We start from the raw sequence: 26,036 nt of genomic DNA on the forward strand, positions 1-26,036 counted from the left end.
GATGAAATTCGAAAAATTAAGTCATGAAAAATCATCGATTCGTAATACGCTGCGCAAAATTAGCACCATTAACTCTGCGGTTATTTTACTGCTGTGCTGGCTGTTGCTCTCGTCTACTTCCCTGCTGTTTATTAAAAGCTACGAGAAAAGAAATCTCGAGTTGATTGCCGCCACGCTCAGCACTACTTTGACTGCCGCCACGGTATTTGAAGACAGCTACGATGCGCATAATAAAATCGCGCGATTGGGCAATGAAGGGATGTTCGACTCGGCGAAACTGGTGACGGACGATAACACCGTGTTGGTCGACTGGCATGATCAACAAGAACAAACCGGCTGGTTCTCGCGTTTATTGCGCGAGTGGATTTATCTCAAGCCGCTCACCGTTAATATCAACCACTCTGAAGCCACCGTCGGCATGCTGACGCTGGAAGGCACCGTAACCGGCGCTGCCGAATTTATTCGCTACTCGCTGATGATTTTGACCAGCGGTATGTTGTGCGTTTTAATTATCTCCTTCCTGCTGAGTGAATTCCTGCATCGCGGCATTCTCGCCACGCTGCGTAACATCACCAGCTCCATCCATTACGTGATTCAATCTGGCGATTTTTCCTTACGTATTCCGGAGAGCCCGACCCGCGAATTCCAACTATTTTCCGATGACCTCAACTCGCTGCTGAGCGAAATGCAGACGCTGCAGACCTCGCTAATGCGAGATAATCGCTCGCTGGCCGCCAAAGCGCTGGAAGATCCGTTAACCGGTCTGGCGAACCGCACGGCGTTTGTCGCTCAGCTCACCCGATTACTTGATCAACAATTTGCCAAAGAGCGCTTTGCCTTGCTGTTTCTTGATGGCGATCGCTTCAAAAGCATCAACGATAACTGGGGCCACGCCGCCGGCGATGAAGTGCTGAAAGCCATTGGATCACGCCTCTCCTCTTTGGCTTATCAGCAGGATTTGGTCGCCCGCTTAGGTGGAGACGAGTTTGCCATGCTGGTAAGCAGCCGGGCCAGCGAGGCGCACCTGCAACTGCTGATGCAAGAGATTAATGAAAGCATCAAGCATAAGATTGTGATTGCGGAAGGCACGCCGATCACCACGTCGGTGACCATTGGCTACGCCTGGTCGCAGCATGGCGACACGGTCGAGTCGATTCTGGAGCGCGCCGATATGAACATGTACAAAAACAAGGGAATGAGTAAGGTACGGATATGAAGATAAGAATTTTGCTGTTGATGGCGATGTTGGCGCTGGTCGGCTGCCAGTCAAAAGGACGTTTTACTGATGCGCAGATTGCGGCAATGCGTGATGCCGGTTTCAGTGAAAATAACGAGGGCTGGGGATTGGGCTTATCGGACAAAATACTGTTTGGCGTCAACGAATCGGAACTGACGCCCGCCAGTAAAAATACCATTCAGACGATGGCAAAAAATCTGGCGACAACCGGCATTACCCATGTGCGCATTGATGGCCACACGGATAATTACGGTAAAGCGGATTACAACCAACAGCTGTCGTTGAAAAGAGCCAACGCCGTGGCGGCGCAGTGGGCGCAAGGCGCATCGATTTCGCGTGACACTATCGTTACGCGCGGCTTAGGCATGAGCGCGCCGGTCACCACGAATAATAGTGCGCAAGGCCGCGCCCAAAACCGCCGTGTAGCGATTGTGATTACCGCGCCGTAATCAATTGGCGCTCGAGCGCATAGTGATATAAACGGTCGCGCGCCAAATTCTTCATTTTTACTTCGCACATTATATCGAACGCATTAAACGACAGCGCCCAATCATTTAACGTCTGATTAAAGTAGTAATCAGAGTGGGCGCGAAGTTTCGACTTCGATATGGCTAAATCCTGCTGATCGGGAAAACCGTGATCGGGGATGATGCCTTCCTGAGCAATTGAATAATGCAGCACCGGTCGCACACCGCGCCATGACTCGTTGATCAGTGCGATGCGTTCATCATCGGCCTGAATATAGTGGTTCTCTTTCACCCAATGATGGTGAATATCCAGCACCACCGGGCAGAGATTGCGCGCCTGTAACACATCATCCAGCGAGCAGGAGATTTCATCATTCTCCACCGTCAGCATATTGCGCGCTTCCGGACTCAGGCGGAGAAACGCCGCGCGAAATCCATCAATCCCCTTTTTACCGTTCATATGGATGTTGATTTTGAAATCCTGGAACTGCCGGCCAAAGCCCATTAACACCGCGCAAGTGGCGTGATACTCCACATCCTCTATTGCCCGATCAACCACGCCCTCATTATCGGACGCCAGCACCGTATATTGGCCGGGATGAAACGAGAGACGGATATGATGACTGCGCGCCAGATCACCGCAGCGGCGCAATAACGGCGTGAGTTCGGCTAACAGTTCGCCATACAGCTGGGTTGCTTCAGGCACGGTATAGAGCGGCAACAGATCGCTGCCAATACGCATCATGCGGAGAGCCTCAGGTTCTTTCGCCAGCTGCTCAAGTGTCAAGTAGAGGTTTTGTAGATTGTTTTGCGCCAGCAGGTTCAGCAGCGTGATGCGTGCATCATCATCCAGACTGAGAAAGCGCGTGCGGGTGGTACTTTTAAAGGGATACGGCTGTTTAGCCTGTTGATCCAGATACTTACAAGCAAAGCCTAATTTCATTTTATCCCCCATTTAATCAGCTTGAAAGCTTAGCTGTGATTGGGGAATGTGCCAGGTGCAGGATGCAGCTGCACCTGGCGCAAAGCGTAGGTCACCATTTATGGCGACCACCACAGGTTACACGTCCGGGAAGGTCATGCTGCTGCCCGGCGCTTCGCGATGCAGATGGATAAAGTTCAGGTGACGTTCGTACTGATCGAGAATATCGATGATCACCTGCTCTTTGTTGTAATCCATCAAATCATTGCCCTGGCTGCCTTCCAGCAGGAAGGTTTCGAGGCGGTAGTAGGTCGATTTACCGCTGCGAGCGCGGTAGGTGAAGCCCGGGACCGAATACTGCTGAGGCCAGATCTGATAGACGAAGTCCTGCTCTTCACCCAGCAGCACGCGCAGATCCAGGTGGCCCAGCGGCTGCGCTTCATCGGGTTCAACGCGCTCCAGCGAAACACGTCCGCCGCGCAGTTCCAGCTCTTTCGCCACATCCTGCATCGCCGGGAACAGCACCTCTTCCATCATTTTCTGCGTATAGCGCGTACCCGGATAGTTCATCAGGCGCGACAGGCGCTTCTTCCAGCTCAGACGATCGTTACTCGCCGGAATGTAAGGCGCAGTATCGCGGCTGGCGCTGGCGCGGCGATGATCTTCGACCTTGAGCGATTTATACAAGCCGGCCATCACAAAGAAGATCACGAAGCTGAACGGTAAGCCCATGATCACCGTGGCGTTCTGCAAGGCAGAAATGCCGTTGGTCATCAGCATGCCCATGGTCAGCACACCAATCGCTATCGACCAGAAGATACGCAGCCAGTTTGGCGCATCGCTATTGATGTCTTTCAGCTTCGAAGTGAAGTTACCCAGCACCAGCGAGCCCGAATCCGCCGAGGTCACGTAGAACAACATACCGGTGATGGTGGCAACCGAAGCACTGAGTTTAAACGCCGGATACTGCGCCAGCAGGCTGTAAAAACCACGCTCAGCATGCGCCATCACTTCCTGCGCAAAGCCCGCATCGCCGTGAATAATTTCATACAGCGCCGCGTTACCAAACACCGACAGCCACAGCAGCGTAAAGGTGAACGGAATAATCAGCGTGCCCAATACAAACTCACGAATGGTACGGCCGCGCGAAATACGGGCGAGGAACAGACCGACAAACGGTGACCATGCCACCCACCAGGCCCAGAAGAACAGAGTCCAGCTGTTCATCCACTCTTTCGGTTGATCAAAAGCAAAGGTGTTGAGCGTCATGCCCATAAAGCGATTGACGTAGTCGCCGACGTTCAGCACCAGCGCGTTGAGCAGGAAATCCGTTTTGCCCATAAACAGCACGAACAGGATCAAGCCCAGCGCCAGTGCGACGTTGAGTTCCGACAGAATACGAATGCCTTTATCGACGCCGGAGGTCACTGAAATGGTGGCGATAATCACCGACAGCACAATTAATGCCGCCTGGGCAGTGAATCCTTCGGGAATATCAAACAGCACGTTGAGGCCGTAGTTCAGCTGCACCACACCAATCCCTAACGTGGTCGCGATACCAAAGATGGTACCGATAACCGCGGCGATATCTACGGTATGGCCAATCGGGCCATTAATGCGTTTGCCGAAAATGGGGTAGAGCGCCGAGCGGATGGTAAGCGGCAGGTTGTAACGATAGCTAAAGTAGCCGAGCGCAATACCCATCAACGCATACATCGACCAGCCAGTAACGCCATAGTGGAACAGCGTCCACACCATCGCCTGGCGCGCGGCTTCCATGGTCTGCCCGGCCCCTTCTGGCGGCTGCATGTACTGCGTTACCGGTTCGGCAACTGAGAAGAACATCAGGTCAATCCCGATGCCAGCGGCAAACAGCATTGCTGACCAGCTCAGCAGGCTGAATTCAGGTTTGGATTGCTCCGGTCCGAGCTTGATCGCCCCATAGCGTGAGCACGCCATATAGACCACGAACACGATATACACCGTGGCAGCGAGCATGTAGTACCAGCCAAACGTGGAGGTGACCCAATTCACGGTGGTCTGTATCCAGTTGGCAGCTAATTCGCTGTAAAAAATCGTGACAAGTGAAAATGTCAGAATCAGTCCGGCTGAGGTGAAGAACACCACAGGATTGATTCTGTCTTTTTCACTGGCAGGTGGATTAATCATCGATTACCTCTGGTTAATTTCCTGTAATTCATGCCAATAAAGCCCGTTTTAGTCGCCATTGATGGCGATCCTGCGCGGGAAAGTGCGGTTTTCGTTGGGTGCGCGTTAATGCACACCTGCTGAGTTCCTTTCAACTCACCGCTCCGTTTTTGTAACAAACGAAGCACAGCATCCTAACAAATTTCTTTTTTATATTGAACGTGCAATCAAAAAAAGTTTTAATAGTGTCCTTACATTGCGGTGGAGCTGGAGTTTTATGCCAAAGGTGGGAATGCAGCCGATTCGTCGTCGGCAACTGATTGATGCGACCCTGAGCACCATTAACGAAGTCGGGATCAACGACGCCACCATTGCGCAGATTGCGCGCCGTGCTGGCGTATCGACGGGCATCATCAGCCACTACTTCAAAGACAAGAACGGTCTGCTGGAAGCGACGATGCGCGACGTAACGCGTCAGCTGCGTGATGCGGTCGCAGCAAGGTTGAAGCCGCTGGCCGATGCCAGCACCGAAGCGCGTCTGGTGGCGATTGTGGAAGGCAACTTTGATGATTCGCAGGTGCACAGCGCCGCGATGAAAGCCTGGTTAGATTTTTGGGCTAGCAGCATGCATCAACCACAGCTCGGACGCCTGGAACGCGTCAGCAGTCGTCGACTGTTTTCCACGCTGGCTGCCGAGTTTCGTCGCGCAATTCCCCGTGAGCAGGCGCGTCTGGCGGCACATGGCCTCGCCTCGCTGATTGATGGCCTGTGGCTGCGCGCCGCGTTAAGTGGCAAACCGTTCGATTTAGCCATCGCCAGAAGGCTTACCACCCAATTCATTCGTCAGCAGTTGGCTGACCAGAATCACTGAGGAAGGAGAAATCATGTCCCGATTCACCGAGCAACACCTTTATATCGATGGCGCACGCGTTCCAGCTGCGGCTGGCAACACATTCCAGACCATCAACCCGGCAAACGGCGAAGTGCTGGCCGAGGTTCACGAAGCCGAGCTCACGGATGTTGATCGCGCTGTCGCCGCGGCGAAAAAAGGCCAAAAAATCTGGGCAGCGATGACCGCAATGGAACGTTCACGCATTCTGCGTCGTGCGGTGGATATCCTGCGTGAGCGCAATGATGAACTGGCCGCGCTGGAAACCCTCGATACCGGTAAACCGCTGAGCGAAACCCAATATGTCGATATCGTCACCGGTGCCGATGTGCTGGAGTATTACGCCGGCTTGATTCCTTCGCTGGAAGGCCAGCAAATCCCGCTGCGCGACACCTCTTTCGTCTATACCCGTCGTGAGCCGCTGGGCGTGGTGGCCGGTATCGGCGCATGGAACTACCCGATTCAGATCGCCTTGTGGAAATCGGCACCCGCGCTAGCTGCCGGTAACGCGATGATCTTCAAACCAAGCGAAGTTACGCCGCTGACCGCGCTGAAACTGGCAGAAATCTATACCGAAGCGGGCGTGCCGAACGGCGTGTTTAACGTGGTGAACGGCCGCGGCGCGGTGACCGGCCAGCTGCTGACCGACCATCCGGGCATCGATAAAGTCTCCTTCACCGGTGGCGTGGCCAGCGGCAAGAAGGTGATGGCAAATGCCGCGGGCTCAACGCTGAAAGACGTCACCATGGAACTGGGCGGTAAATCACCGCTGATCATCTTTGATGATGCCGATCTCGACCTCGCCGCAGATATCGCCATGATGGCGAACTTCTACAGCTCCGGCCAGGTTTGCACTAACGGTACGCGCGTCTTCATCCCAGCCAAACTGCAGTCGGCATTTGAAGCAAAAATCGCCGAGCGCGTGGCGCGCATCAAAGCGGGTGACCTGAATCATCCTGACACTAACTTCGGTCCGCTGGTGAGTTTCGCGCATCGTGACAACGTGATGCGCTTTATCGAATCGGGTATCAGCGAAGGTGCGCGTCTGCTGTGCGGCGGTAAACGCCTGAGCGGCGCAGCATTCGACAAGGGTGCGTGGGTAGAACCGACCGTGTTCACCGACTGCCGCGATGAGATGACCATCGTGCGCGAAGAGATCTTCGGGCCGGTGATGTCAATTCTGAGCTACGAAAGCGAAGAAGAGGTGGTTCGCCGCGCGAACGCCACTGAATTCGGCCTGGCTGCCGGTGTCGTGACGCAGGATCTTAACCGCGCGCACCGCGTGATTCACCAGATTGAAGCCGGTATCTGCTGGATCAATACCTGGGGTGAATCGGCCGCTGAGATGCCAGTCGGAGGCTATAAGCACTCTGGCGTTGGCCGCGAAAATGGCCTGATGACGCTGCAAAATTACACCCAGGTGAAATCAGTGCAGCTCGAAATGACCCGTTTTCAATCCGTATTTTAATTTTGGCTTTTTAACCTGAGGAACGACTAATGGAATTTGATTACATCATTATCGGAGCCGGATCCGCAGGGAACGTTTTGGCGACAAGACTGACCGAAGATAGCAGCGTCAATGTACTGCTTTTAGAAGCGGGCGGCCCAGATTACCGCTTCGATTTCCGCACGCAAATGCCGGCGGCGCTGGCTTTCCCATTACAGGGCAAACGCTATAACTGGGCATACGAAACAGAACCTGAGCCGTATATGAACAACCGCCGCATGGAGTGCGGACGCGGCAAAGGTTTGGGCGGCTCATCGCTTATCAACGGCATGTGCTACATCCGCGGTAACGCGATGGATTTGGATAACTGGGCGAAAGAACCTGGCCTCGAGAGCTGGAGCTATCTCAACTGCCTGCCCTACTATCGTAAATCTGAAACGCGCGATATCGGTGCCAACGATTATCATGGCGGCGAAGGCCCGGTAAGCATCACTACCTGCAAACCCGGCAACAATCCGCTGTTTGCTGCGATGATTGAAGCGGGCGTGCAGGCCGGTTATCCGCGCACGGACGATCTTAACGGCTATCAACAGGAAGGTTTCGGTCCAATGGACCGCTTTGTGACGCCGAAAGGTCGCCGTTCCAGCACCGCGCGCGGTTATCTCGATACCGCGAAAACGCGTCCGAACCTGAAAATCATCACCCATGCCACCACAGACCGCATTCTATTTGACGGTAAACGTGCGATTGGCGTGCAGTATCTGCTGGGTTCCAGCAATACCTCACATAAAGTGCAGGCGCGTCGTGAAGTGCTGCTGTGCGCGGGTGCGATTGCATCGCCACAGATTCTGCAGCGTTCCGGTGTCGGCTCGGCTGAGTTAATGAAGCAGTTCGATATCCCGCTGGTGCACGATTTGCCGGGCGTGGGCGAAAACTTGCAGGATCACCTCGAAATGTACCTGCAATATGAGTGCAAAGAGCCGGTTTCGCTCTATCCGGCACTCAAATGGTGGAACCAGCCGAAAATCGGTGCCGAGTGGCTGTTTAACGGCACCGGCGTCGGCGCCAGCAACCACTTCGAAGGCGGCGGCTTTATCCGCAGCCGCGAAGAGTTCAGCTGGCCGAATATTCAGTATCACTTCCTGCCAGTCGCGATTAACTACAACGGCTCGAATGCTGTAGAAGCACACGGTTTCCAATGCCACGTTGGCTCAATGCGCTCACCAAGCCGCGGCCATGTGCGCCTGAAATCACGCGACCCACGTCGCGATCCGGCGATTCTGTTCAATTACATGTCGCACGAGCAGGATTGGCATGAGTTCCGCGATGCAATTCGTATCACGCGCCAAATCATTAATCAGCCGGCGCTGGACAAGTATCGTGGCAAAGAGATTAGCCCAGGCCTGGATTGCCAGACCGATGAGCAGCTGGATGAGTTTGTGCGCAACCACGGCGAGACCGCTTATCACCCGTGCGGCACCTGTAAAATGGGTACCGATGAAATGGCAGTGGTAGATGGTGAAGGTCGCGTGCACGGACTGGAAGCCCTGCGCGTGGTGGATGCCTCGATTATGCCGTTGATCATTACCGGCAATCTCAACGCAACCACCATTATGATTGGTGAAAAAATCGCGGATAACATTCGTGGTCGCCAACCGCTACCGCGCAGCGAAGCAGATTACTTTGTCGCCGGCGATAAACCGGTGCGCGCTGAACCGATGCGCGGATAACCACGCCATTCGCAGGGTAACGTTCTGTTACCCTGCTCTTTTACTTCATAACTCAATAAATCAATTGGTTATATCTCCGTCTGGCTATGCTAAGTCTTAGCCGTTACCATATCTGCAAAAGTAACTTTGCACAGTGATTGACGGAAAGTGATATGACTTCAGTGAATAGCGATCATCATGATTTAGCCGATACGTTCGCCTCGTTTTCTTTTCATCAGAGCATGCTGCTTAATCTGCTGGCGGTGATGGCGCCCTTATCGAAAACGGCGATCATGGCGGCGTTAAACGCTTTTGACAGCAAACCCTGTCGTATCAATCATCCCGAGTTAGATGCCTTATTGGAGGAGTTTCAACAAGCGGGTTTGATTGCCCTGGTGGAACAACGCTGGCAGCTCACTAAAAACTACGAAAATAAGGTTGTTTTGCAGCTGTTACGCCATCCCGAAGTCCTACACGCCGTTCTTGATCATTGCAGTACCTATCGCACCAAAGTCGTCGATATTCATAAGACACTTATGTGGATGTCTGCGCTGGCGGGAATGATGGATCAGCTCACCGAGCAGACTATCCGTTGGCGCTATTACGGAAATTTCCAACTGGACGATCACCCTGCCATTAAGCTGATTGCGGATGAGGCGGGAAGAGAGGCTTTTACCCTGCTGCATCACGATGTGCAAATCCTGCTGCTTTCCACCGCGCTCAGTGATGCCAGCGAGCAATTCAAGGTCAGCCCGCAACTCTGGCAGTTCGCACGTAACTTCGCCGCAGCTTTACCAAACATTCCTGGGATGATGATTGACGCCTTAGCGCTTGAGGCACTGTGGCGCGACGATCGTGACTTCCTGAAAACCGAATCATCTTATGCAGCTCAGTGCTGGTTGGCTTTGTATCAGGGAGAACCTCAGTCAGCGATGCAAGCCTGGCAGCTACTGGTAAAACAGCTGCGGAAGCTTACCGGCAAACGCAAACTGCAGCTGCCGCCGGAATTGGCGATATTAGCTGCCATCACCCTGTTTTCCCGTACTGAACCGCAACAGCCGGCCGAATTACTTGAACTCACAGAACAGAGCAAAAATGACAATATTGCCTGGTGGTTATTTGAAGGATTAATCACTAAGCGATTTGGTATCACGCCGAAGCAGCGCAGTTTTGAGTACATCGATAAGCCGCTCATTGGCATAGCCGGCATGTTTCAGGCCCTGATTCTGTACTGGCTTGGCGATATGCAACACGCCGAACAACAGCGTTCGCGCCTGCTGGAATTTGCGAAACAACTGGAAGAACGGGGTTATACGCTTCCCGCATTCGAAATGCGTACCCTTTTACATCATCAGTTCGCTGAACCTGCGCCTGAAAAACCCCGCCAGCGTCAGGCGATTAGCCAGCTTTGGCAGCGTAAAGAGACATGGGAATACGCGCTGGAAGCACTGGCGCAACTTTCGCCAAAGAGTAGCGAAAGCACGTCACGCCTCGCCTGGCTCTTGTCGCATAACGGCTATGGGATTGAGATGATTCCCGTGGAACAGAAACGGAATCAGCAAGGCTGGAGCAAGGGACGCTCCATCGCGTTAAAACGCCTGCGCCACGAATCCGATAAGCTGACGTGGCTGGTGGCGCAGGATCGCCAGGTCGCCAAACATATCACTTCGCACTACAACTATTACGGTTCGGATAGATATGAAGTTGACGCCAACAAAGCGCTGCCGCTGCTGGCCGGACATCCCGCTGTTTTCTGGCAAGATGCGCCGGATGTCCGCATCGATGTTGAGTCAGGACAAATCCAGCTCTCGATCAGCGAAAAGCACGGCCAACTTTGCCTTAGGCTCAACCCAACTTTCGACAGCCGCGATCAGGTGGTGATCGTTAATGAAACGCCGACCCGATTAGTTGCCTATGTGGTGAACGAAGCACACAGAAAAATTGCCGCGGTACTCGGCGAAGAACTGCGAATTCCCGCAACCGCGCGCGACAAAGTTTTGCGTTCGATTACTGCCGTTGCGCCGCTGCTGCCTATTCAGGCCGATTTGCCTGAGTTCACTGCCCACATTCCTCACGTCGAGGCAGATGAAAAAATTTATGCGCAGCTGTTGCCGCTGGGCGAGGGTTTACGCTTGCAACTGCTGGTTCGCCCTCTCGTCAACGGCAGCTGGCTGCCGGTAGGTCGCGGCAATGAGATAGTGCATGGTAAGCAAGACAAGCAAGCGGTGCAGACCCGACGCGATTTGAAACGCGAAGAGTCCAGCATGCAGCAAATTTTGCAAGCCTGCCCCCTATTGACGGAAACGGAGCAGGATAACCAGGAATGGCAATTTAACCAGACGCAGGATGCACTGGAAATGCTGAGCCAATTGCGAAGTGTCGATGGCAATTTACTCGAATGCGTCTGGCCCGAAGGTGAGCGGATGCGCTTTACCGGCCGCCGTGATATGCGTGCGTTAACGCTTAACGTGAAGCGTCAGGGAGAATGGTTCGCGTTATCCGGTGAGTTGAAGCTGGATGACGATAAAGTGCTAAAACTGCGTGAATTGTTGAAACTGGTTGAGGAGAGCGAGGGACGCTTTATTCGCCTTGGCGATCAAGAGTGGCTGGCACTGGATCATCAGCTGCGCCAACGTTTGCAACAGTTAATGCTGATGGCGGTAAAAGACAATAAGGCGCTGACGGTTAATACATTAACCCTGCCGTTTATCAAAACGCTCGCTGAAGAAGTCGGCGATTTGCGTGGCGATAGCGATTGGCAGCAGCAGTTGCATGAATTAAAGGCCAGAGAGAAACATCTGCCTGTCCTACCGAGTACGCTCAAAGCCGAATTACGCGATTATCAACTGGAAGGATTCTATTGGCTTTCACGTCTGGCGCATTGGGGTGTGGGCGCCTGCCTGGCGGATGATATGGGACTGGGGAAAACCTTGCAGACGTTAGCGCTGCTGCTGGAACGTGCTCCGCATGGCCCACAACTGGTTATCGCCCCCACATCCGTGACCTACAACTGGCTGAGCGAAAGCGCCAAATTTGCGCCAACGTTGCAGATGCGCGATTTTCGCTATCGCCGTGATATCTCTGATATCGGCGAATTTGATGTCGTGGTTGTCAGTTACGGCATGCTGCTGCAGGAAGCTGAACGCTTTGCCGCTACGCAATGGCACAGTGTGGTTTTGGACGAAGCTCAGGCGATCAAAAATGCGCAGACCCAACGCGCAAAAGCAGTGATGGCATTGAAGGCCGATTTTCGCTTAGCGCTCAGCGGCACGCCGATTGAAAACCATCTTGGTGAGCTGTGGAGTTTGTTCCGTTTCATTAATCCGCGTTTGCTGGGCGATCAAAAATCCTTTAGCCAAAAATTCACAGTGCCGATCGAGCATGGCAGCAAGCTCGCCGCTTCGACGTTGAAGCAACTGATAAAGCCGTTTGTCCTGCGCAGAACCAAAGCTCAGGTGCTTGACGAGCTTCCGCCGCGCACAGATGTTCTTCATCAAATTCCCCTGAGCGAGAGTGAAAAACATTGGTACGAGGCGCTGCGCCAGCAGGCCATTGAGAATCTGCAAGAGAGCAAAGACCTCAGTACCATTCAGGTGCTGGCGGAGATTACGCGCCTGCGTAGATTCTGCTGCAACCCTTCACTGGTTCTGCACGACGTTTCGCTGGAGAGTAGCAAGCTCAAGGCCTGCCTTGAAATCGTTAATGAATTACGCGAAAACCACCACAAAGCTTTGGTGTTTAGTCAGTTTGTTGACCATCTTGCCCTGCTGCGCGCAGCACTCGATGAACAGAATATCGCTTATCAATATCTGGATGGTTCAACGCCTCCGGCTGAGCGGAAAAAGCGTGTAAATGATTTTCAGGCGGGTACGGGCGATCTGTTCCTCATCAGTTTGAAAGCCGGTGGTACCGGACTTAATTTAACCGCGGCAGATTACGTTATTCATCTCGATCCGTGGTGGAATCCTGCGGTAGAAGATCAGGCCAGCGATCGCGCCCATCGTATCGGTCAGGAGCGACCAGTGACTGTCTATCGGCTGGTAATGGAAGGCACGATTGAAGAACAGATTGTTGGCCTGCATAACCGTAAACGTCAGCTGGCAGCCGACTTACTGGAAGGCAGTGATAGCGTGGGGAAAATGAATACCGAGACATTGTTGTCGGTGTTGCGTGGGGATTAATTAAGATGCTCATGGGCATATACCACCTTATATGCCCATTTAATTCTTTATAGAGCGGCCGCAACAGAATCCAACGTCAATTTCGCTGATTGAAAGACCACAGCAATGTCGCTAAAGCCCGGATCAAAAAACCACATTAAAGTATGTTGTAACTATAACCGTTAATTTGCCTCGTCGCATTTGGTAATACAAAGCCGCGCCCTCCTGCTGGCTTTTCTGCTTCAATGGGCCTCCCATTTCATGAGGGCCCACCATGAATCGCCGCCATTTTTTATCCTACCTTTCGCTTTCGGCGCTGGCCATGCGCAGCGGGATGACGTTTGCTGCTGCCACGCAAGTAACCACTAAAATTTTACCGCTGTGGCCCGATTTACCGCCAGGTGGCGGCGGCCCTTCTGGCAATGTGGTGATCTCAGACAAAGGCGCCCAACGCAATATTGTGCAGCCCACGCTTACGCTATTAACCGCTGCTAAACCCAATGGTCGCGCGGTCTTAGTTGCCGCAGGTGGCGGCTATACGCGTATTGAGATGGGTAAAGAAGCCTGGCCCGCCGCCGCCTGGCTGACGGCACGCGGCTACACCGCCTATGTGCTGAGTTATCGCTTGCCGCATGAAGGCTGGAAAGATGGCATGATAGTTTCATTGCAGGATGCACAGCGTGCGTTGCGCATGGTGCGGCAGCGTGAAAAGCATGTCAGCGTGCTGGGATTCTCGGCTGGGGGACATCTGCTCGGCATGGCCGTGACCCGCGCAGATTATCGTTCTTATAGGGCAACCGACGCGTTGGATAACCAACCGGCTAAAGCCGATCGCGCAGCGCTCATCTATCCGATTATCACGCTGGAGCCGCCCTATACGCATACTTCAACCCACAAGATTCTGGTCGGCAAAAAAGCCCCCACCAGTGAAGATGCACGTTGGTCAGTGCAGGAGTTCGTGAATCCGCAATCACCGCCCTTCTTTCTTGTGCAGGCTGAGGATGACCCGATCTCCGATCCCCACAACACGCTGATCATGGCCGATGCCTGTCAGCAGCAGCATGTACCGGTTGAGATGCATCGCTACAGCAGTGGCGGACATGGCTTTGGTATGGGCAGGCCCGGCACGCCCACCGTGGCGTGGCCGGAGCTCTATGAAAAGTGGTTGAGGCGTTAACTTACCTCAGCCGCTTGTTTGCTGGCTAACCCGGCCAGCAAGGTCTGTGAACTGGCAACCGCGCCAAAAATCCCGCCCTGCATATGAATCATGCTGAGTGCCGCTTCGTGATGCTTTAATTCGGTCGCGGCACAGCAATCGGACAACACCAGGCACTCGAAACCGCGATCGTTGGCTTCGCGCAGCGTGGTATGTACGCACACATCGGTGGTGATACCGCCGATGATCAGATTGCGAATACCGCGACTGTGCAGGATGAGCTCCAGATCGGTGGCGTAAAACGAGCCTTTCCCCGGTTTATCAATGATGATTTCACCCGGCAGCGGCGCCAGTTCCGGAATAATTTCCCAGCCAGGTTCGCCGCGAACCAGAATGCGCCCGCACGGACCCGGCGCCCCAATTTCCGCCTGCATGCGTTTCGAGCGCCAGCGCTTGTTGGCCGGAAGATCGCTGAGATCCGGCCGATGCCCTTCGCGGGTATGAATGATCGGAAATCCCAACTCGCGCATCTTCGCCAGCACCTGCTGTAGCGGCTTGATTGGCGCGCGCGTCAACGCGATGTCGTAGCCCATGCTGTCGACATAACCGCCCTTGCCGCAGAAGTCGGTTTGCATATCAATAACAACCAGCGCGGTATCCTGCGGGCTGCAACGACCGTCATACGGCCACAAATAAGGAGTTGAATCAATCGCATAATCAGGCATTTTTTTCCTCCATCACCTTCACTACGCTTTCACGTTTGAATTTGACAATCAGCGTGTAACTGGCCGCGGCAGTGACCAAACCAATCACCGCTTCACCGAACTGCGGGAAGGCAATGTGCGCAATTACCGCACACAAACTCCCTATCGCCCAGCCGGCGAAGGCGCTACCACGCAGACGACGCGCTTTACGCTGCTCGCTGATTTTGGCCATAAAGATCAAATCGACGATCATCACCGCGCCAAACGGCGGTACCACAATGCCAAGCAAACTTAGCCATTCAAGGAAGTAGGACCATACGCCAGCCAGCGCCAGTGCCCCGCCGATGACGCCGAGAATCACCGTCCACAGACGCATCTTGCTGCTGAACAGATGGCTGAAGCCCACCGCGCCGTTATACAGGCAGTGCGTGCATACCGAACCGAGGTTGATGAATACGAATAGGAAGGCGATGACTGAGAGCAGCATGCCGTGACCCATTAACATCGGCAGGAAGTTGCCACCGTTGCTCGCCGGATCAACTGCCGCGCCGACCGCGACAATCACGACGCCAAACAGGTAGGAGATGACGTTCGCCATCGGGAAAGCCGAAAACGCCGCGATCACCGCTGATTTACCGTCTTTTGACCAGCGGGTAAAGTCAGCAGTCATGGTACCCGAATCAGCGAAACCGGCGACCACCATCGTCACCGCAGTGCCCATGCTCATCACGCCCACCGCGCCGCTGCCCCCTTTAAACTGCGTAATGGTGCTGAAATCATGATGCTGGCCAATCAGCCATAAAGCCACTAAACCCAGCACCACAAACAGCGGCGCGGCGATAAGGCCGAGCACCGACAGCGCGCGCACCCCGAGAAACGTAATCGCGGTATACAGCACCATGGCGAACGCCGTCACCGCCAGCGCATTCCAGCCAAAAGTTTGATTGATCACCGTGCCCGTCAAGCCGGTCTGGAAGGCATACCAGCCAATCACCACCGTCGACAGGAAGCCAGAGACCAAAATGTAACCTTTAGTGCCGAAGGTGCGCTTCGCCTGTAGCGCGAAGTTCATGCCGGTATTGCCAGCAAACCAGCTCAGCGCGCCGACATAAGCAAACAGCACCAGGTTGCCCAGCAAAATCGCTATCAACGCGGGCCAAAAACCGAGATGCCAGGTAATGATGCCGCCGAACAGCGCGTTGGTGAGGATCATAGGAAAACCGAACCACACTGCCGATACCGAGCCGGTGGAGTGGCGATGGCTGAGCGGTACCGGCTCGTGTTCGAACTCCTGCTCCAGAGCAGGTGAATTTTTGTTAGTCATGGGCAACTCCGATTGAAACAGGATGAAGGTGATTCCAGGGTTGAATGCGCTCGAACGCGGCACTGGCCGCCAGCACCAGGCCATCGTCCAGATGACGACCCACGATTTGCATGCCAATCGGCAGGCCGCTGGCGGTGAAGCCCGCAGGCACGGACGCCGCCGGTTGGCCGGTAAAGTTGAACGGGAAACAGAAGGAGAGCCAGTGATCGCTGCGCACCATGCGGCCATCAATAATCTCCGGCCCCTGCATATTGAGCGGGAACGGCGGTACCGCCAGCGTCGGTGACAGCAGCAGATCGTAGTGCTGCATAAAGCGCCACATCTGATTGCACAGCTTCTTGCGCATGGTATTGGCATCAGTAAAGTTTTCGGCACGCCAGTCGCGTTGCAGCATGGCGCTGAGGTGTGGCGACATGCGCGAGCCAAGTTCAGCGTACATCTTGCGCATGCCGGTCAAATCGCTTTCAAAAGCCACCAGCGCGGCGAACGTCGCACCTTCATCGGCGATGCCGGGATCGACTTCATCCAACTCGGCACCCAGCTCCTGCGCAAAGCGTCGCGCCGCCTTTGTGACAACGTCACGCACTTCTGCATCCACGGCGATATAGCCAAAATCAGCGCTAAAGGCGATACGCAGTCCATTGAGCGGCTTGTCCAGAGACGCCAGCCAATCCACATCACTGCAGGGAATTGAGTGGCGATCGCGCATGTCTGGTCCCGCCATCACCGACATCATCAGCGCGCTGTCACGCACGCTGCGCGACATCGGACCGATGTGCTCTAAGGATTCCCAGCTGGATACGCCGGGATAGCGCTCGTCGCGACAGCCCGGCCAGAGCGGCACGCGCCCCATCGATGCTTTCAAGCCAAACACGCCGCAGTGGGCAGCAGGAATACGCACCGAACCGCCGCCGTCGCTGCCTAGCGCAATCGGACACAGGCGCGCCGCCAGGGCAGCACCGGAACCGGCGCTGGAACCGCCCGGCGTTTTGCTAAGATCCCACGGGTTGCGCGGTGAAGGGAATAACGGATTGTGTCCCACGCCGCTATAGCCAAACTCCGGCGCGGTGGTTTTGCCCAACAGCACGGCATCGGCAGCTAACAGGCGCTCAACGGTAATGTCATCTTCTTCCGGGACGAACTCGGCATAAGCATGCGATCCGGACGTGGTTTTTACCCCTGCGGTGCAAATCAGATCTTTCACCGCCAGCGGCACCCCCGCCAATGCACCCAGGGTTTCGCCGCGTGCGCGTTTGGCATCAATAGCCGCTGCCTGCTGCAGCGCCAACTCCGGCGTGGCGGTGCAAAATGCCTGAATCTGTGGCTCGCGCAGTGCCATGCGATCCAACGCGGCCTGCGTCAACTCTTGCGCCGTTACCTCCCCGCTACGGATCAACGCCGCCAGCGTCGTGGCATCTTCATCCAACAGTGCATCAAACATGCGAATACTCCCGATTTATCAACTAACGGGGATATTGCAGATTACGTGCCAATACTTTCCAAAAAATGACGCGTTTGAGCCAAAGCCAGATGGGATACGCTCTTGGATACAAGATCGAATACTTATGTTTCTTTACAATGCAGGCCGGGATGCGCAAAGCACAACAATGGCGCAACGCTGCGCCATGTTGAGGTGCAGACTTTGCCAAAATTGCGATGGAAATTAATCCTGCATCATTGATGAGAAAAACCGCGCACTCGCTATATAATCCCTTGCATATCGAAGCAAGGAGCGTTTTATGAATACCACTTACAGCCGACTTCTTCTCGCCGGCTTACTCACTTTTACCGCGCTATCCAGATACGCCAGCCGTGTAGTGACCGATCAGATTGGTCGCCAGGTAACCATTCATGGTTTTATGCCCCGCACTTAAACCGCAATGGCGGACAGCACCAGGCATAAAAGCGCCACGTACACCCGGGCATGCCACACATCGGGAACGGCCGGAATGCATCGGCGAGCAAACATGATGCCGCTAAAGCCGGCTATCACCAGCAGCACCAGGATTTTCAGGCTGATAAATCCCAGATAGCCGCTAGCGGCTATCTTTTGCCAACCGCTGATGGCGTAAGTGATAGCACCACAAATGGCCACCGGCAGTGACAGCGGATTGGCCGCGCTGACGCAATCGCGCATTGCGTAGCCGTGGCGGCGCAGTAGCGGTACGGTCATCACGCTGCCGCCAACGCCCAACATCGCGGCGATGATACCCATCGCCGTGCCGCCAGCACTGGCGGTCAGACGAGAGAGCGATCGCGGCGTGCTCCGGCTGAAGAACCCTTTGCGCAGCAGACAATCGGCGATGGTTACCAGCATGTAGATGATAAACAACCTGCGTATCCAGTTATCATCCATTTCGCCAGCCAGCGACGATCCGATCACCGCACCCAGCGCGATGAACCACAGCAGTGGGAGCAAGGTGGCTTTATTCAACTTGCCGCCACGCCAGTTGTGGTAGCTGGCCCAACCGGCGTTGAAGATCATCACTGCGGTCGAGGTGGCCACCGCGATGTGCATCGCGTCTGCCGCCAGCAGCGGTTGTTGCGCCAGCAGCTGGTAGACAAATGGCACAACTACAAAGCCGCCACCAAAACCAAACAGCACCGTGGTAATGCCGGTAGCAAACCCCGTCAGCACAATAATTAATAGCTCATTCATTAACGTTCTCAGCATCAGCAAATAAGTTACGCAGCTTACGCAGCCACCTGCCCGCTTCCCATTTGTGCAGCGCTCAATTAACCTTGCAAACCGGTCAATCTGAGACAGATAGCTAACATGCGGAATGGTCACATAGATGCATTCGATCAACTGGAGCGTGATGTGGTGGCGCTTGGCAATGACTATGCGCAGGGCCTTGTGCTGCCAGAACATCACCACCGCCGTGCACAATTACTGTATGGCGCAACCGGGCTGATGCACGTTGCCACTCAGGCGGGAGAATGGGTAGTTCCGCCGCAGCATGCAGTGTGGATCCCGCCGAACACCGCGCACAGCGTAAAGTTCGTTGGCGTCTCGACGCGCAGTTTGTACATCGAACCGCAGTGCGCGGCAACGTTACGCGCCAACGATCGCTGCAGCGTGCTTAGCGTTTCACCGCTACTGCGCCAGCTGCTGATTGAAGCCGTTGATTTACCGCCGTTATATGCATCCGATCGCGATCGATCGCTAATAAAATTACTGCTGCTAGAGCTGGCCGCGATGCCGACACGTGAGTTCGATATTCCGCTGCCGCAGCAGCCCGCGCTGCTGGCGCAGTGTCAGGCTTTTCTTCAGGCTCCGAGCATTCATGATGCCGCCGAACGCTGGGCCAGCGCGCTGTTTATGAGTTCCAGCACCTTCCGCCGCCATTTCCTGCAGCAAACCGGCTTGTCTTTCTCCGCCTGGCGACAGCGCGCCTGCGTTGTGACCGCGTTAGCGATGCTGGTCGCCGGGAAATCGGTGAACGAAGTGGCGCTGTCGCTGGGTTACGATAGCAGTTCGTCATTCTCCACCATGTTCCGCCGGGTTACCGGGCAGGTGCCGTCCTTTTACATTGACAACCGCTGAGTGAAATTTCGCCACTCTCTGGCGATTTCAGGCTGAAAACCCTGAGTTTCGAGCCGGAATAATCACCCTAACCTGCTGTTAATCATCGCTTTCCGCGTTTACTGCAAGCTTGTCGACGTTTTAGGCCATTAACTGCTGCTGCACCGCAGCTAAAAAGGCGCGCAGCGCAGCGGGTTGCCGTTCGCGCGACATATAGAGGCCATAAATCGCCAGCGTTTTGGCCTGATATTCAGGTAGCACGGTTTGCAGCTGTCCGCTGGCGATGCCGTTACGCGCTTCCATTTCCGGCACCATTGCCACACCGCATCCGGCGATGGCCGCGTCACACAGCACTGACGAAATGCCGGCGCTGAAATTGCCGCTCACCGCCGCCGAAACTAACTCGCCCTGCGCATCGTAAAACTGCCAGCTCTGCCCGGCGAAGCGGCTGTAGTGCAGGCAGTTATGCTGCGCCAAATCTTGCGGCGTCTGCGGCGTGCCGTGTGTCTGCAGATAATCCGGTGACGCGCACACCACAGAAACACACTCGCCTAAACGCCGCGCTATCGCGCCCGGTTCAGGATCGTCTGTAATACGCACAGCCACATCAATGCGCTCGCCTATCAGACTTACCGGCTGGTTATTGATTTCCAGCTCAATGCGCACGGCGGGATAACGCGCCAGGAATGCTGGAATCATCGGCCCCAGAATATGCGTCGCGGTCGAGTGCGCACAGGCAATGCGCAACGTGCCATGCGGTTCGCCATCAGCACCTTGATCGGCGATCTCTTCAGCCAATCTGGTCAGCGCCCGCGATTTAGCGAGGATGTTTTCTCCGGCTGGCGTGATGGTCAATTTGCGCGATGAACGGTGCAGCAAGCGTGCCCCGGCCCATTTTTCCATCTCATCCAGATAACGACTCACCATCGGCCGCGAGATATCCAGCGCACGCGCGGCGGCGCTTAAGCTGCCCAATTCACAGATGCGGTTAAATACCGCTGCTGCCGTTACTCTGTCCATCGCCACTCCATCTGATCGTTTTACGAAACTGATCATATCCAGTTTCGGGAATTCTACCAGTCGCGAATTTCCCTACAATAGAGCGCTCAAGCACGGCGCACCGCCGGAGAAAGGAACACATTCGATGAAAGTAAAAATTCTGTCGCTGGCACTGGCCGTCGCCGCCCTGCCAGCATTCGCTGCGCCACTGCAGTTGCAGGTCTATAACCCGCAGGAGAACGGCATTTTCCCGGTCTCCTCGACGCTGGTTTCCGGTCCGCATGAAGCTATGCTGATCGATGCACAATTCAGTACTAAAGATGGCGAAAAGTTGGTGCAGATGATCAAGGCGAGCGGCAAAAAGCTGACGCAAATCGTCATCACTTCTGGCGATCCTGACTTCTACTTTGGGCTGGAGCCGATTGTTAAAGCCTTCCCTGACGTGAAAATCGTGGCAACGCCAGAAGTGGTTAAGCATATCGCAGCCACCAAAGCGGCAAAATTGGCCTATTGGGGCCCGCAAATGAAGGATGGCGCGCCGCAGCAGCTGTATGTACCGCAGGTCACGCAGGCGACCCGCTTTACGCTGGACGGCGAAACGCTGGAGCTGCGTCACGCCAATGATTACGCCGCCTACATATGGATCCCTGCCAACAAGGCCATTTTGGGTGGCACCGGCGTGGCTTCCGGCATTCATGTGTGGACCGCCGATACGCAAACGCCCGCCATTCGTCAGCAATGGCGCAAGGTACTGACAGAAATGCAGCAGCTGCAGCCAAAAGTGGTGATTCCGGGTCATTATCTGGGTACGCGCCCAGCGGGCGATGCAGCGATTAGCTTTACGCTTAACTACCTGCAAAACGTTGAAAAAGCGCTGCAGTCGCACAAGAGTTCTACCGCCGTGATCGAGACTATGAAAGCCGCTTACCCCAATCTTCCAGAGGAGAGTTCGCTGGAATTGAGCGCCAAAGTAAACACCGGCGAAATGAAGTGGTAGTGACGGTTACCGGCACCTGAGCTTGCGCAGCGGAAATACCGGTGCTGCAAGAACAATACAAAGAAGCGTTGATTTGATAGGATTTTGGCCCGAATTGACAAACTAAGGTTACGGGCCATGCCCCCAAAGAGAGCGACAATGATTGGCTTGATGGCCATTCTGCTGTGGAGCACGATTGTAGGACTGATAAAAAACGTCAGCGAAGGCTTCGGTCCGGTTGGCGGTGCTGCGCTTATCTACAGTGCCAGCGCATTTCTGCTGCTGTTGTGCGTCGGCTTTCCTAAACTGCGCACTTTTCCGCGCAGCTACCTGATCATCGGCAGCGTGCTGTTTGTCTGTTACGAACTGTGTTTGTCGCTGTCATTGGGCTTTACCCATAGCGGCCGCCAGGCGATTGAAGTTGGCATGGTCAATTATCTGTGGCCGAGTATCACCATCGTGTTGGCGGTGATCGTTAATCGACAAAAAACCAGCCTACTGATTATTCCCGGCGTATTACTTGCCGTAGCAGGGATTTGCCGGGTGCTGGGCGGCGATCAGTTTTTTTCTTTGAGCGAGATAGCGAACAACGTGCGGGATAATCCGCTGAGTTACGGCCTGGCGTTGAGCGGCGCAATCATCTGGGCGGTGTATTGCGTGGTAACGAAAAAAATTGCCAACGGCAGCAATGGCATAACTCTGTTCTTTATTCTCACCGCATTGACGCTATGGGTGAAATTCCTGCTTTCACCACAGCCGCCGTTTATCTTGTCCGCGGAGGTTTGGATCAGTTTAGCGCTGGCTGCCATGGCGATGGGCTTTGGTTACGCCGCGTGGAATGTTGGCATTCTGCATGGCAACGTGACAATTTTAGCCGCGGCGTCTTACTTCATCCCGATAATCTCGTCGCTGCTGGCGGCCTTTATCCTGCGCTCGCATCTGACTCTCCCTTTCTGGCAAGGCACCGCGATGGTCAGCCTTGGATCGCTGATCTGCTGGTGGTCAACGCGTGGCCAGCAAGCATAATGCTTATCCACAGAACAAAATTAACTCATTGATCATTTCCTGCACAACTTGCTTACCGTTGCTATTATAGCGACGCAACACACAGCAATGCGTTGCTACGAGAATGTTCAGATTGGTAACGTTTACCTGGCCCGCTTTGCGGGCTTTTTTTTTGCGCATTATAAATATTTGGGTTTCTCAGTACGGAATCCCAGACCAATTAAGCGGCCAAACAGATGACGCAAAAACGGAAAGCGCCCGATAATCTGCGGAACTTTACTCGGCGTACTGCGCTTACGTTTGTTGCTGCTCATCTTGATCTGCAGAAATTGCGTGGCAACCGTCGGGAACTGGCGGCGCTGCTGCACTTTTTGCAGATCGCGCAGTGTGACCTTGCCCTGCTGAAGCGGCCTCGTCAGCATGTTCGCAGCGGCGACCGCATCCTGAATCGCCAGATTGACGCCAACGCCACCAATCGGTGACATCGCGTGTGCCGCATCGCCGATGCAAAGCACCCCAGGCTTCATCCAGTGGTCAAGGCGGTCGATACGTATCGACAACAACTTGAGCTTCTCCCACGCATCCACTTCCGCCATGCGTTCTGCGCTAAAGGGTGCAACTTCCGCAATGCTGCTTTTCAACGCAGCCAAGCCCGCCAGCTTAAGCTCATCGAATTGGTTTTTCTGAATGGTGTAACCGCACTGCCAGTAATCACCGCGATCGATGACGATGAAGTTTTGCTTCGGCCCTTTATGGCCCATGCCCAACTGCGGATCGTCCGGCTGTTTCTCCAGCCGAAACCACAGCACATCACGCGGCGATCCAAAGCTTTTACCGGTCAATCCGGCTTTGGCTTTGACCTGAGAATTCCGTCCGTCGGCACCAATCACCAACGCGGTGCGGATGATCGTTGTTTCGTTACCCTGTAACGTTTTCACGCCGCAAACCACCCCCTTTTCATACAGTAACTCGTCAAATTCGGTGGATTGCAGCAGCGTAAAGCCCGGAAACTGTGCCGCCTTTGCGGCAAGGAAGTTGAGGAAATCCCACTGCGGCATAAAAGCGATAAAGCGGCACTGTACCGGTAAACGTGAAAAATCAGCCATGGTGATCTCCTCACCGGCGACTTCTGCCTGTAGCTTCTCCGCCCGTTGATGTGGCAACGCCAGCAACGCATCCAGCAGGCCGAGCTGCCGCATAATTTCCAGCGTTGAGGGATGAATGGTGTCACCGCGAAAATCGCGCAGAAAATCAGGATGCTTTTCAATGACCACCGCGCGAAGTCCAGCGCGCGCCAGAAGATAGCCCAGCATTAAACCGGCTGGACCGCCGCCGACGATACAACAATCCGCCTGCAACTCCTCTCCCTGTACTGCCTGCATCGTCTACCTCGGTTCAAAAATGATAATGGTTATCATTTATAGCATACGCTGATTTTAATGTGATGAAACAAACGGTGAAGCCTGATGTGCGGGTGGCACGGCAAAATTACGCTGCATACGTCTTATCTCTTCCGCTGGCGGCAAACCAAACAGCCGTTTGAATTCGCGATTAAACTGCGAAGCGCTCTCATAACCTACGGCGTGGCAGGCCGCAGCGGCTGTCATCTCCTGACGTACCATCAACATTCTCGCCTGATGTAAACGCACCGATTTCACATACTGCATTGGCGGTTGATGGGTGATGTTTTTGAAATGGGTGTGAAAGGTTGGCACGCTCATGCTGGCCACTGCCGCGAGCTGGCCCAGCGTCAATGGCTGAGCATAGTGCGCATGAATATGGCTGAGCGCTCTGCCCACTTTGCCAAACTGCCCTTGTAACGTCAGAGCCGATCGCAGCGCGCTGCCCTGAGGACCGGTTAACACGCGATAATAGAGTTCACGGACCAGCGAGGGACCGAGCATGTGTGCATCTAACGGATGGTTTAACGCGGTGAGAAATCGCAGCACGGTGGCGCGTAACGTCTCATCCATCGGACTCGACATCATGCTCTGCGCCGCTTGCGCCGCGAACGCCACATCCTGCTGTTCCAGCTGCAGCATTAATTCAGTCGCGACGTTGAAGTCCAGATGCATGTAGATCGCCAGCAACGGATGCTCTGCGGATGCGGCGGTTTCCATGGTAAAAGGCACCGGCACGGAAACCGCCAGATAGTGTTGCTCATCATAAAGATAAACCTGATCGCCAAAGAAACCGCGCTTGGTGCCCTGACAGACAATCACGATGCCGGGATCGTACAGCACCGGCGTGCGCGCCAGCGGGCGGTCGGAACGCAGCAGGCGCACACCGGGCAATGCGGTGAGGTTGTATCCCTCATGCGGCGCTAACCTTTTGAGCAGATCGACCGTCTGCTGCTGTAAACTCGGCTTCAACGTCATAACCGCTCACTCATAAGATTAGGCAACAATTAAAGCAGATAAGGCCTTACCGACCTAACATCCCGAGAATATTATGCATCTTCCACTTTTTCGCGGAGTTCGGCAAATGTCTAGATTAAAAACGTTATTGATTACCGGCGTAAGCAGCGGATTTGGCCGCGCGTTGGCCGAGGTCGCACTAAGCCGTAGCTATCAGGTGGTTGGCACGGTGCGAAATGCGGCTGCCAAAGCGGAGTTTACAGCTCTGCATGCGGAAAATGCTTACGCTTATCAATTAGACGTCACCCATTTCGCAGCGATTGCGGATGTGATCAACGATATTGAGGCCAATCTCGGCCCAATTGATGTGCTGGTAAATAATGCCGGTTATGGGCATGAAGGCGTAATGGAAGAGTCCTCACTGGATGAGATGCGTCGCCAGTTTGACGTTAACGTGTTTGGCGCGGTGGCGATGACCAAAGCGGTGTTGCCATTCATGCGTGAGCGACGTCGGGGACATATCATCAACATCACATCGATGGGCGGTTTTATTACCATGCCCGGCATCAGCTACTACTGCGGCAGCAAATTTGCGCTGGAAGGTATCTCGGAAACCCTGAGCAAAGAGCTGGCGCCCTTTAACATCCATGTGACCGCTGTCGCACCCGGATCGTTTCGGACCGACTGGGCCGGGCGTTCGATGGTTCGCAGCGCGCGCAGCATCGCTGACTATGATGCGCTGTTTGATCCTATTCGCCAGGCGCGTGAGGAAAAAAACGGTAAACAACTGGGCGATCCGCTTAAAGCGGCAAATGCCCTGCTGCAACTGATCGAAAGCAATCATCCGCCTGCGCATCTGTTGCTGGGCAGCGATGCATTGGGCTTGGTACGACAGAAACTGCAGGCGTATAGCGAAGAGATTGACCACTGGGAAGCGCTAACGCGCTCGACTGATGGTCACAACGGCTAATTAAAAATTAAGGCATAGCGTGGATTATCCATAATGGATC

At 54.6% G+C, this 26,036-nt stretch carries 21 protein-coding genes; 12 read left to right on the forward strand and 9 right to left on the reverse strand.

Translation table 11 applies throughout. The features are described 5' to 3' along the window. The first annotated feature begins 1 nt into the window (after position 1). Complete coding sequence (locus AC790_RS09940) at positions 2–1,216, forward strand: diguanylate cyclase domain-containing protein (RefSeq protein WP_049851658.1); 1,215 nt, start codon at positions 2–4, stop codon at positions 1,214–1,216. After that, the gene (locus AC790_RS09945) at positions 1,213–1,686 is read left to right on the forward strand and encodes an OmpA family protein (RefSeq protein ID WP_049851659.1); all 474 of its coding nucleotides are present in this window, start codon (positions 1,213–1,215) and stop codon (positions 1,684–1,686) included. Before AC790_RS09940 ends, AC790_RS09945 begins: the two co-directional genes overlap by 4 nt. On the opposite strand, the gene uvsE is transcribed toward AC790_RS09945, so the two are convergent. After that, on the reverse strand, positions 1,673–2,647 hold the full coding sequence (uvsE, locus tag AC790_RS09950; protein WP_049851660.1) for a UV DNA damage repair endonuclease UvsE: 975 nt from the start codon (positions 2,645–2,647) through the stop codon (positions 1,673–1,675). The genes AC790_RS09945 and uvsE overlap by 14 nt on opposite strands. Before the next feature lie 117 nt (positions 2,648–2,764). Continuing rightward, complete coding sequence (locus AC790_RS09955; protein WP_049851661.1) at positions 2,765–4,795, reverse strand: choline transporter; 2,031 nt, start codon at positions 4,793–4,795, stop codon at positions 2,765–2,767. Positions 4,796–5,051: 256 nt separating this feature from the next. Between AC790_RS09955 and betI the strand changes: the two genes are divergently transcribed. The 5 genes from betI (at position 5,052) to AC790_RS09980 (ending at position 14,156) form a co-directional block, all read left to right on the forward strand. After that, on the forward strand, positions 5,052–5,645 hold the full coding sequence (gene betI, locus AC790_RS09960) for a transcriptional regulator BetI (RefSeq protein ID WP_007890113.1): 594 nt from the start codon (positions 5,052–5,054) through the stop codon (positions 5,643–5,645). A 13-nt stretch (positions 5,646–5,658) separates the two neighbouring features. Beyond that, entirely contained in the window at positions 5,659–7,131 is a 1,473-nt protein-coding gene (gene betB / locus AC790_RS09965; RefSeq protein ID WP_049851662.1) for a betaine-aldehyde dehydrogenase, read from the forward strand. 29 nt (positions 7,132–7,160) lie between these two features. Continuing rightward, complete coding sequence (betA, locus tag AC790_RS09970; protein ID WP_049851663.1) at positions 7,161–8,840, forward strand: choline dehydrogenase; 1,680 nt, start codon at positions 7,161–7,163, stop codon at positions 8,838–8,840. A gap of 152 nt (positions 8,841–8,992) precedes the next feature. Next, entirely contained in the window at positions 8,993–13,000 is a 4,008-nt protein-coding gene (locus tag AC790_RS09975) for a DEAD/DEAH box helicase (protein ID WP_049851664.1), read from the forward strand. Positions 13,001–13,253: 253 nt separating this feature from the next. After that, complete coding sequence (locus AC790_RS09980; RefSeq protein ID WP_049851665.1) at positions 13,254–14,156, forward strand: alpha/beta hydrolase; 903 nt, start codon at positions 13,254–13,256, stop codon at positions 14,154–14,156. Here the strand turns inward: AC790_RS09980 and AC790_RS09985 are convergent. Genes AC790_RS09985 through AC790_RS09995 form a run of 3 tightly spaced genes read right to left on the reverse strand, consistent with a single transcriptional unit; the run spans position 14,153 to position 17,604 of the window. Then, complete coding sequence (locus tag AC790_RS09985; protein ID WP_007890118.1) at positions 14,153–14,860, reverse strand: cysteine hydrolase family protein; 708 nt, start codon at positions 14,858–14,860, stop codon at positions 14,153–14,155. The two genes, AC790_RS09980 and AC790_RS09985, sit on opposite strands and share 4 nt — an antisense overlap. After that, on the reverse strand, positions 14,853–16,163 hold the full coding sequence (locus AC790_RS09990) for a cytosine permease (protein ID WP_049851666.1): 1,311 nt from the start codon (positions 16,161–16,163) through the stop codon (positions 14,853–14,855). The genes AC790_RS09985 and AC790_RS09990 overlap by 8 nt, the downstream gene beginning before the upstream one ends. After that, positions 16,156–17,604 (reverse strand): amidase, encoded by a 1,449-nt coding sequence (locus AC790_RS09995; RefSeq protein WP_049851667.1) that lies wholly within the window; start codon positions 17,602–17,604, stop codon positions 16,156–16,158. Before AC790_RS09995 ends, AC790_RS09990 begins: the two co-directional genes overlap by 8 nt. 298 nt (positions 17,605–17,902) lie before the next feature. Here AC790_RS09995 and AC790_RS25235 point away from each other — a divergent pair, with 298 nt between their 5' ends. Then, complete coding sequence (locus tag AC790_RS25235; protein WP_255351266.1) at positions 17,903–18,037, forward strand: hypothetical protein; 135 nt, start codon at positions 17,903–17,905, stop codon at positions 18,035–18,037. Here AC790_RS25235 and AC790_RS10000 read toward each other — a convergent pair. Beyond that, the gene (locus tag AC790_RS10000) at positions 18,034–18,822 is read right to left on the reverse strand and encodes a sulfite exporter TauE/SafE family protein (RefSeq protein ID WP_049851668.1); all 789 of its coding nucleotides are present in this window, start codon (positions 18,820–18,822) and stop codon (positions 18,034–18,036) included. The genes AC790_RS25235 and AC790_RS10000 overlap by 4 nt on opposite strands. 117 nt (positions 18,823–18,939) lie before the next feature. Between AC790_RS10000 and AC790_RS10005 the strand changes: the two genes are divergently transcribed. Beyond that, on the forward strand, positions 18,940–19,710 hold the full coding sequence (locus tag AC790_RS10005) for a helix-turn-helix transcriptional regulator (protein ID WP_049851669.1): 771 nt from the start codon (positions 18,940–18,942) through the stop codon (positions 19,708–19,710). Positions 19,711–19,830: 120 nt separating this feature from the next. Here AC790_RS10005 and AC790_RS10010 read toward each other — a convergent pair whose 3' ends face one another. Then, positions 19,831–20,709 (reverse strand): LysR family transcriptional regulator, encoded by an 879-nt coding sequence (locus tag AC790_RS10010; RefSeq protein WP_049851670.1) that lies wholly within the window; start codon positions 20,707–20,709, stop codon positions 19,831–19,833. A 124-nt stretch (positions 20,710–20,833) separates the two neighbouring features. On the opposite strand from AC790_RS10010, the gene AC790_RS10015 reads away from it, so the two are divergent. Both AC790_RS10015 and yddG read left to right on the forward strand, forming a co-directional pair. Then, positions 20,834–21,685, forward strand: a complete 852-nt coding sequence (locus tag AC790_RS10015) for a Vmh family MBL fold metallo-hydrolase (protein WP_049851671.1) — start codon at positions 20,834–20,836, stop codon at positions 21,683–21,685. 117 nt (positions 21,686–21,802) lie between these two features. Then, positions 21,803–22,690, forward strand: coding sequence for an aromatic amino acid DMT transporter YddG (yddG, locus tag AC790_RS10020; RefSeq protein WP_049851672.1), 888 nt, complete (start codon positions 21,803–21,805; stop codon positions 22,688–22,690). 158 nt (positions 22,691–22,848) lie between these two features. Here yddG and AC790_RS10025 read toward each other — a convergent pair whose 3' ends face one another. Together AC790_RS10025 and AC790_RS10030 are read right to left on the reverse strand one after the other, a co-directional pair. Next, complete coding sequence (locus AC790_RS10025) at positions 22,849–24,051, reverse strand: FAD-dependent oxidoreductase (protein WP_049851673.1); 1,203 nt, start codon at positions 24,049–24,051, stop codon at positions 22,849–22,851. A 54-nt stretch (positions 24,052–24,105) separates the two neighbouring features. Continuing rightward, positions 24,106–25,047 carry an AraC family transcriptional regulator gene (locus AC790_RS10030; RefSeq protein ID WP_049851674.1) on the reverse strand — a complete coding sequence of 314 codons (942 nt, stop codon included), beginning with the start codon at positions 25,045–25,047 and terminating at the stop codon, positions 24,106–24,108. A 106-nt stretch (positions 25,048–25,153) separates the two neighbouring features. Between AC790_RS10030 and AC790_RS10035 the strand changes: the two genes are divergently transcribed. Then, a complete protein-coding gene (locus tag AC790_RS10035) occupies positions 25,154–25,996 on the forward strand; it encodes an oxidoreductase (protein ID WP_049851675.1) in 843 nt (280 codons plus the stop codon). The last annotated feature ends 40 nt before the right edge of the window (positions 25,997–26,036 follow it).

It is taken from the genome of Pantoea sp. RIT-PI-b (genome assembly GCF_001187905.1).
In the GTDB taxonomy this organism is placed as follows: domain Bacteria; phylum Pseudomonadota; class Gammaproteobacteria; order Enterobacterales; family Enterobacteriaceae; genus Pantoea; species Pantoea nemavictus.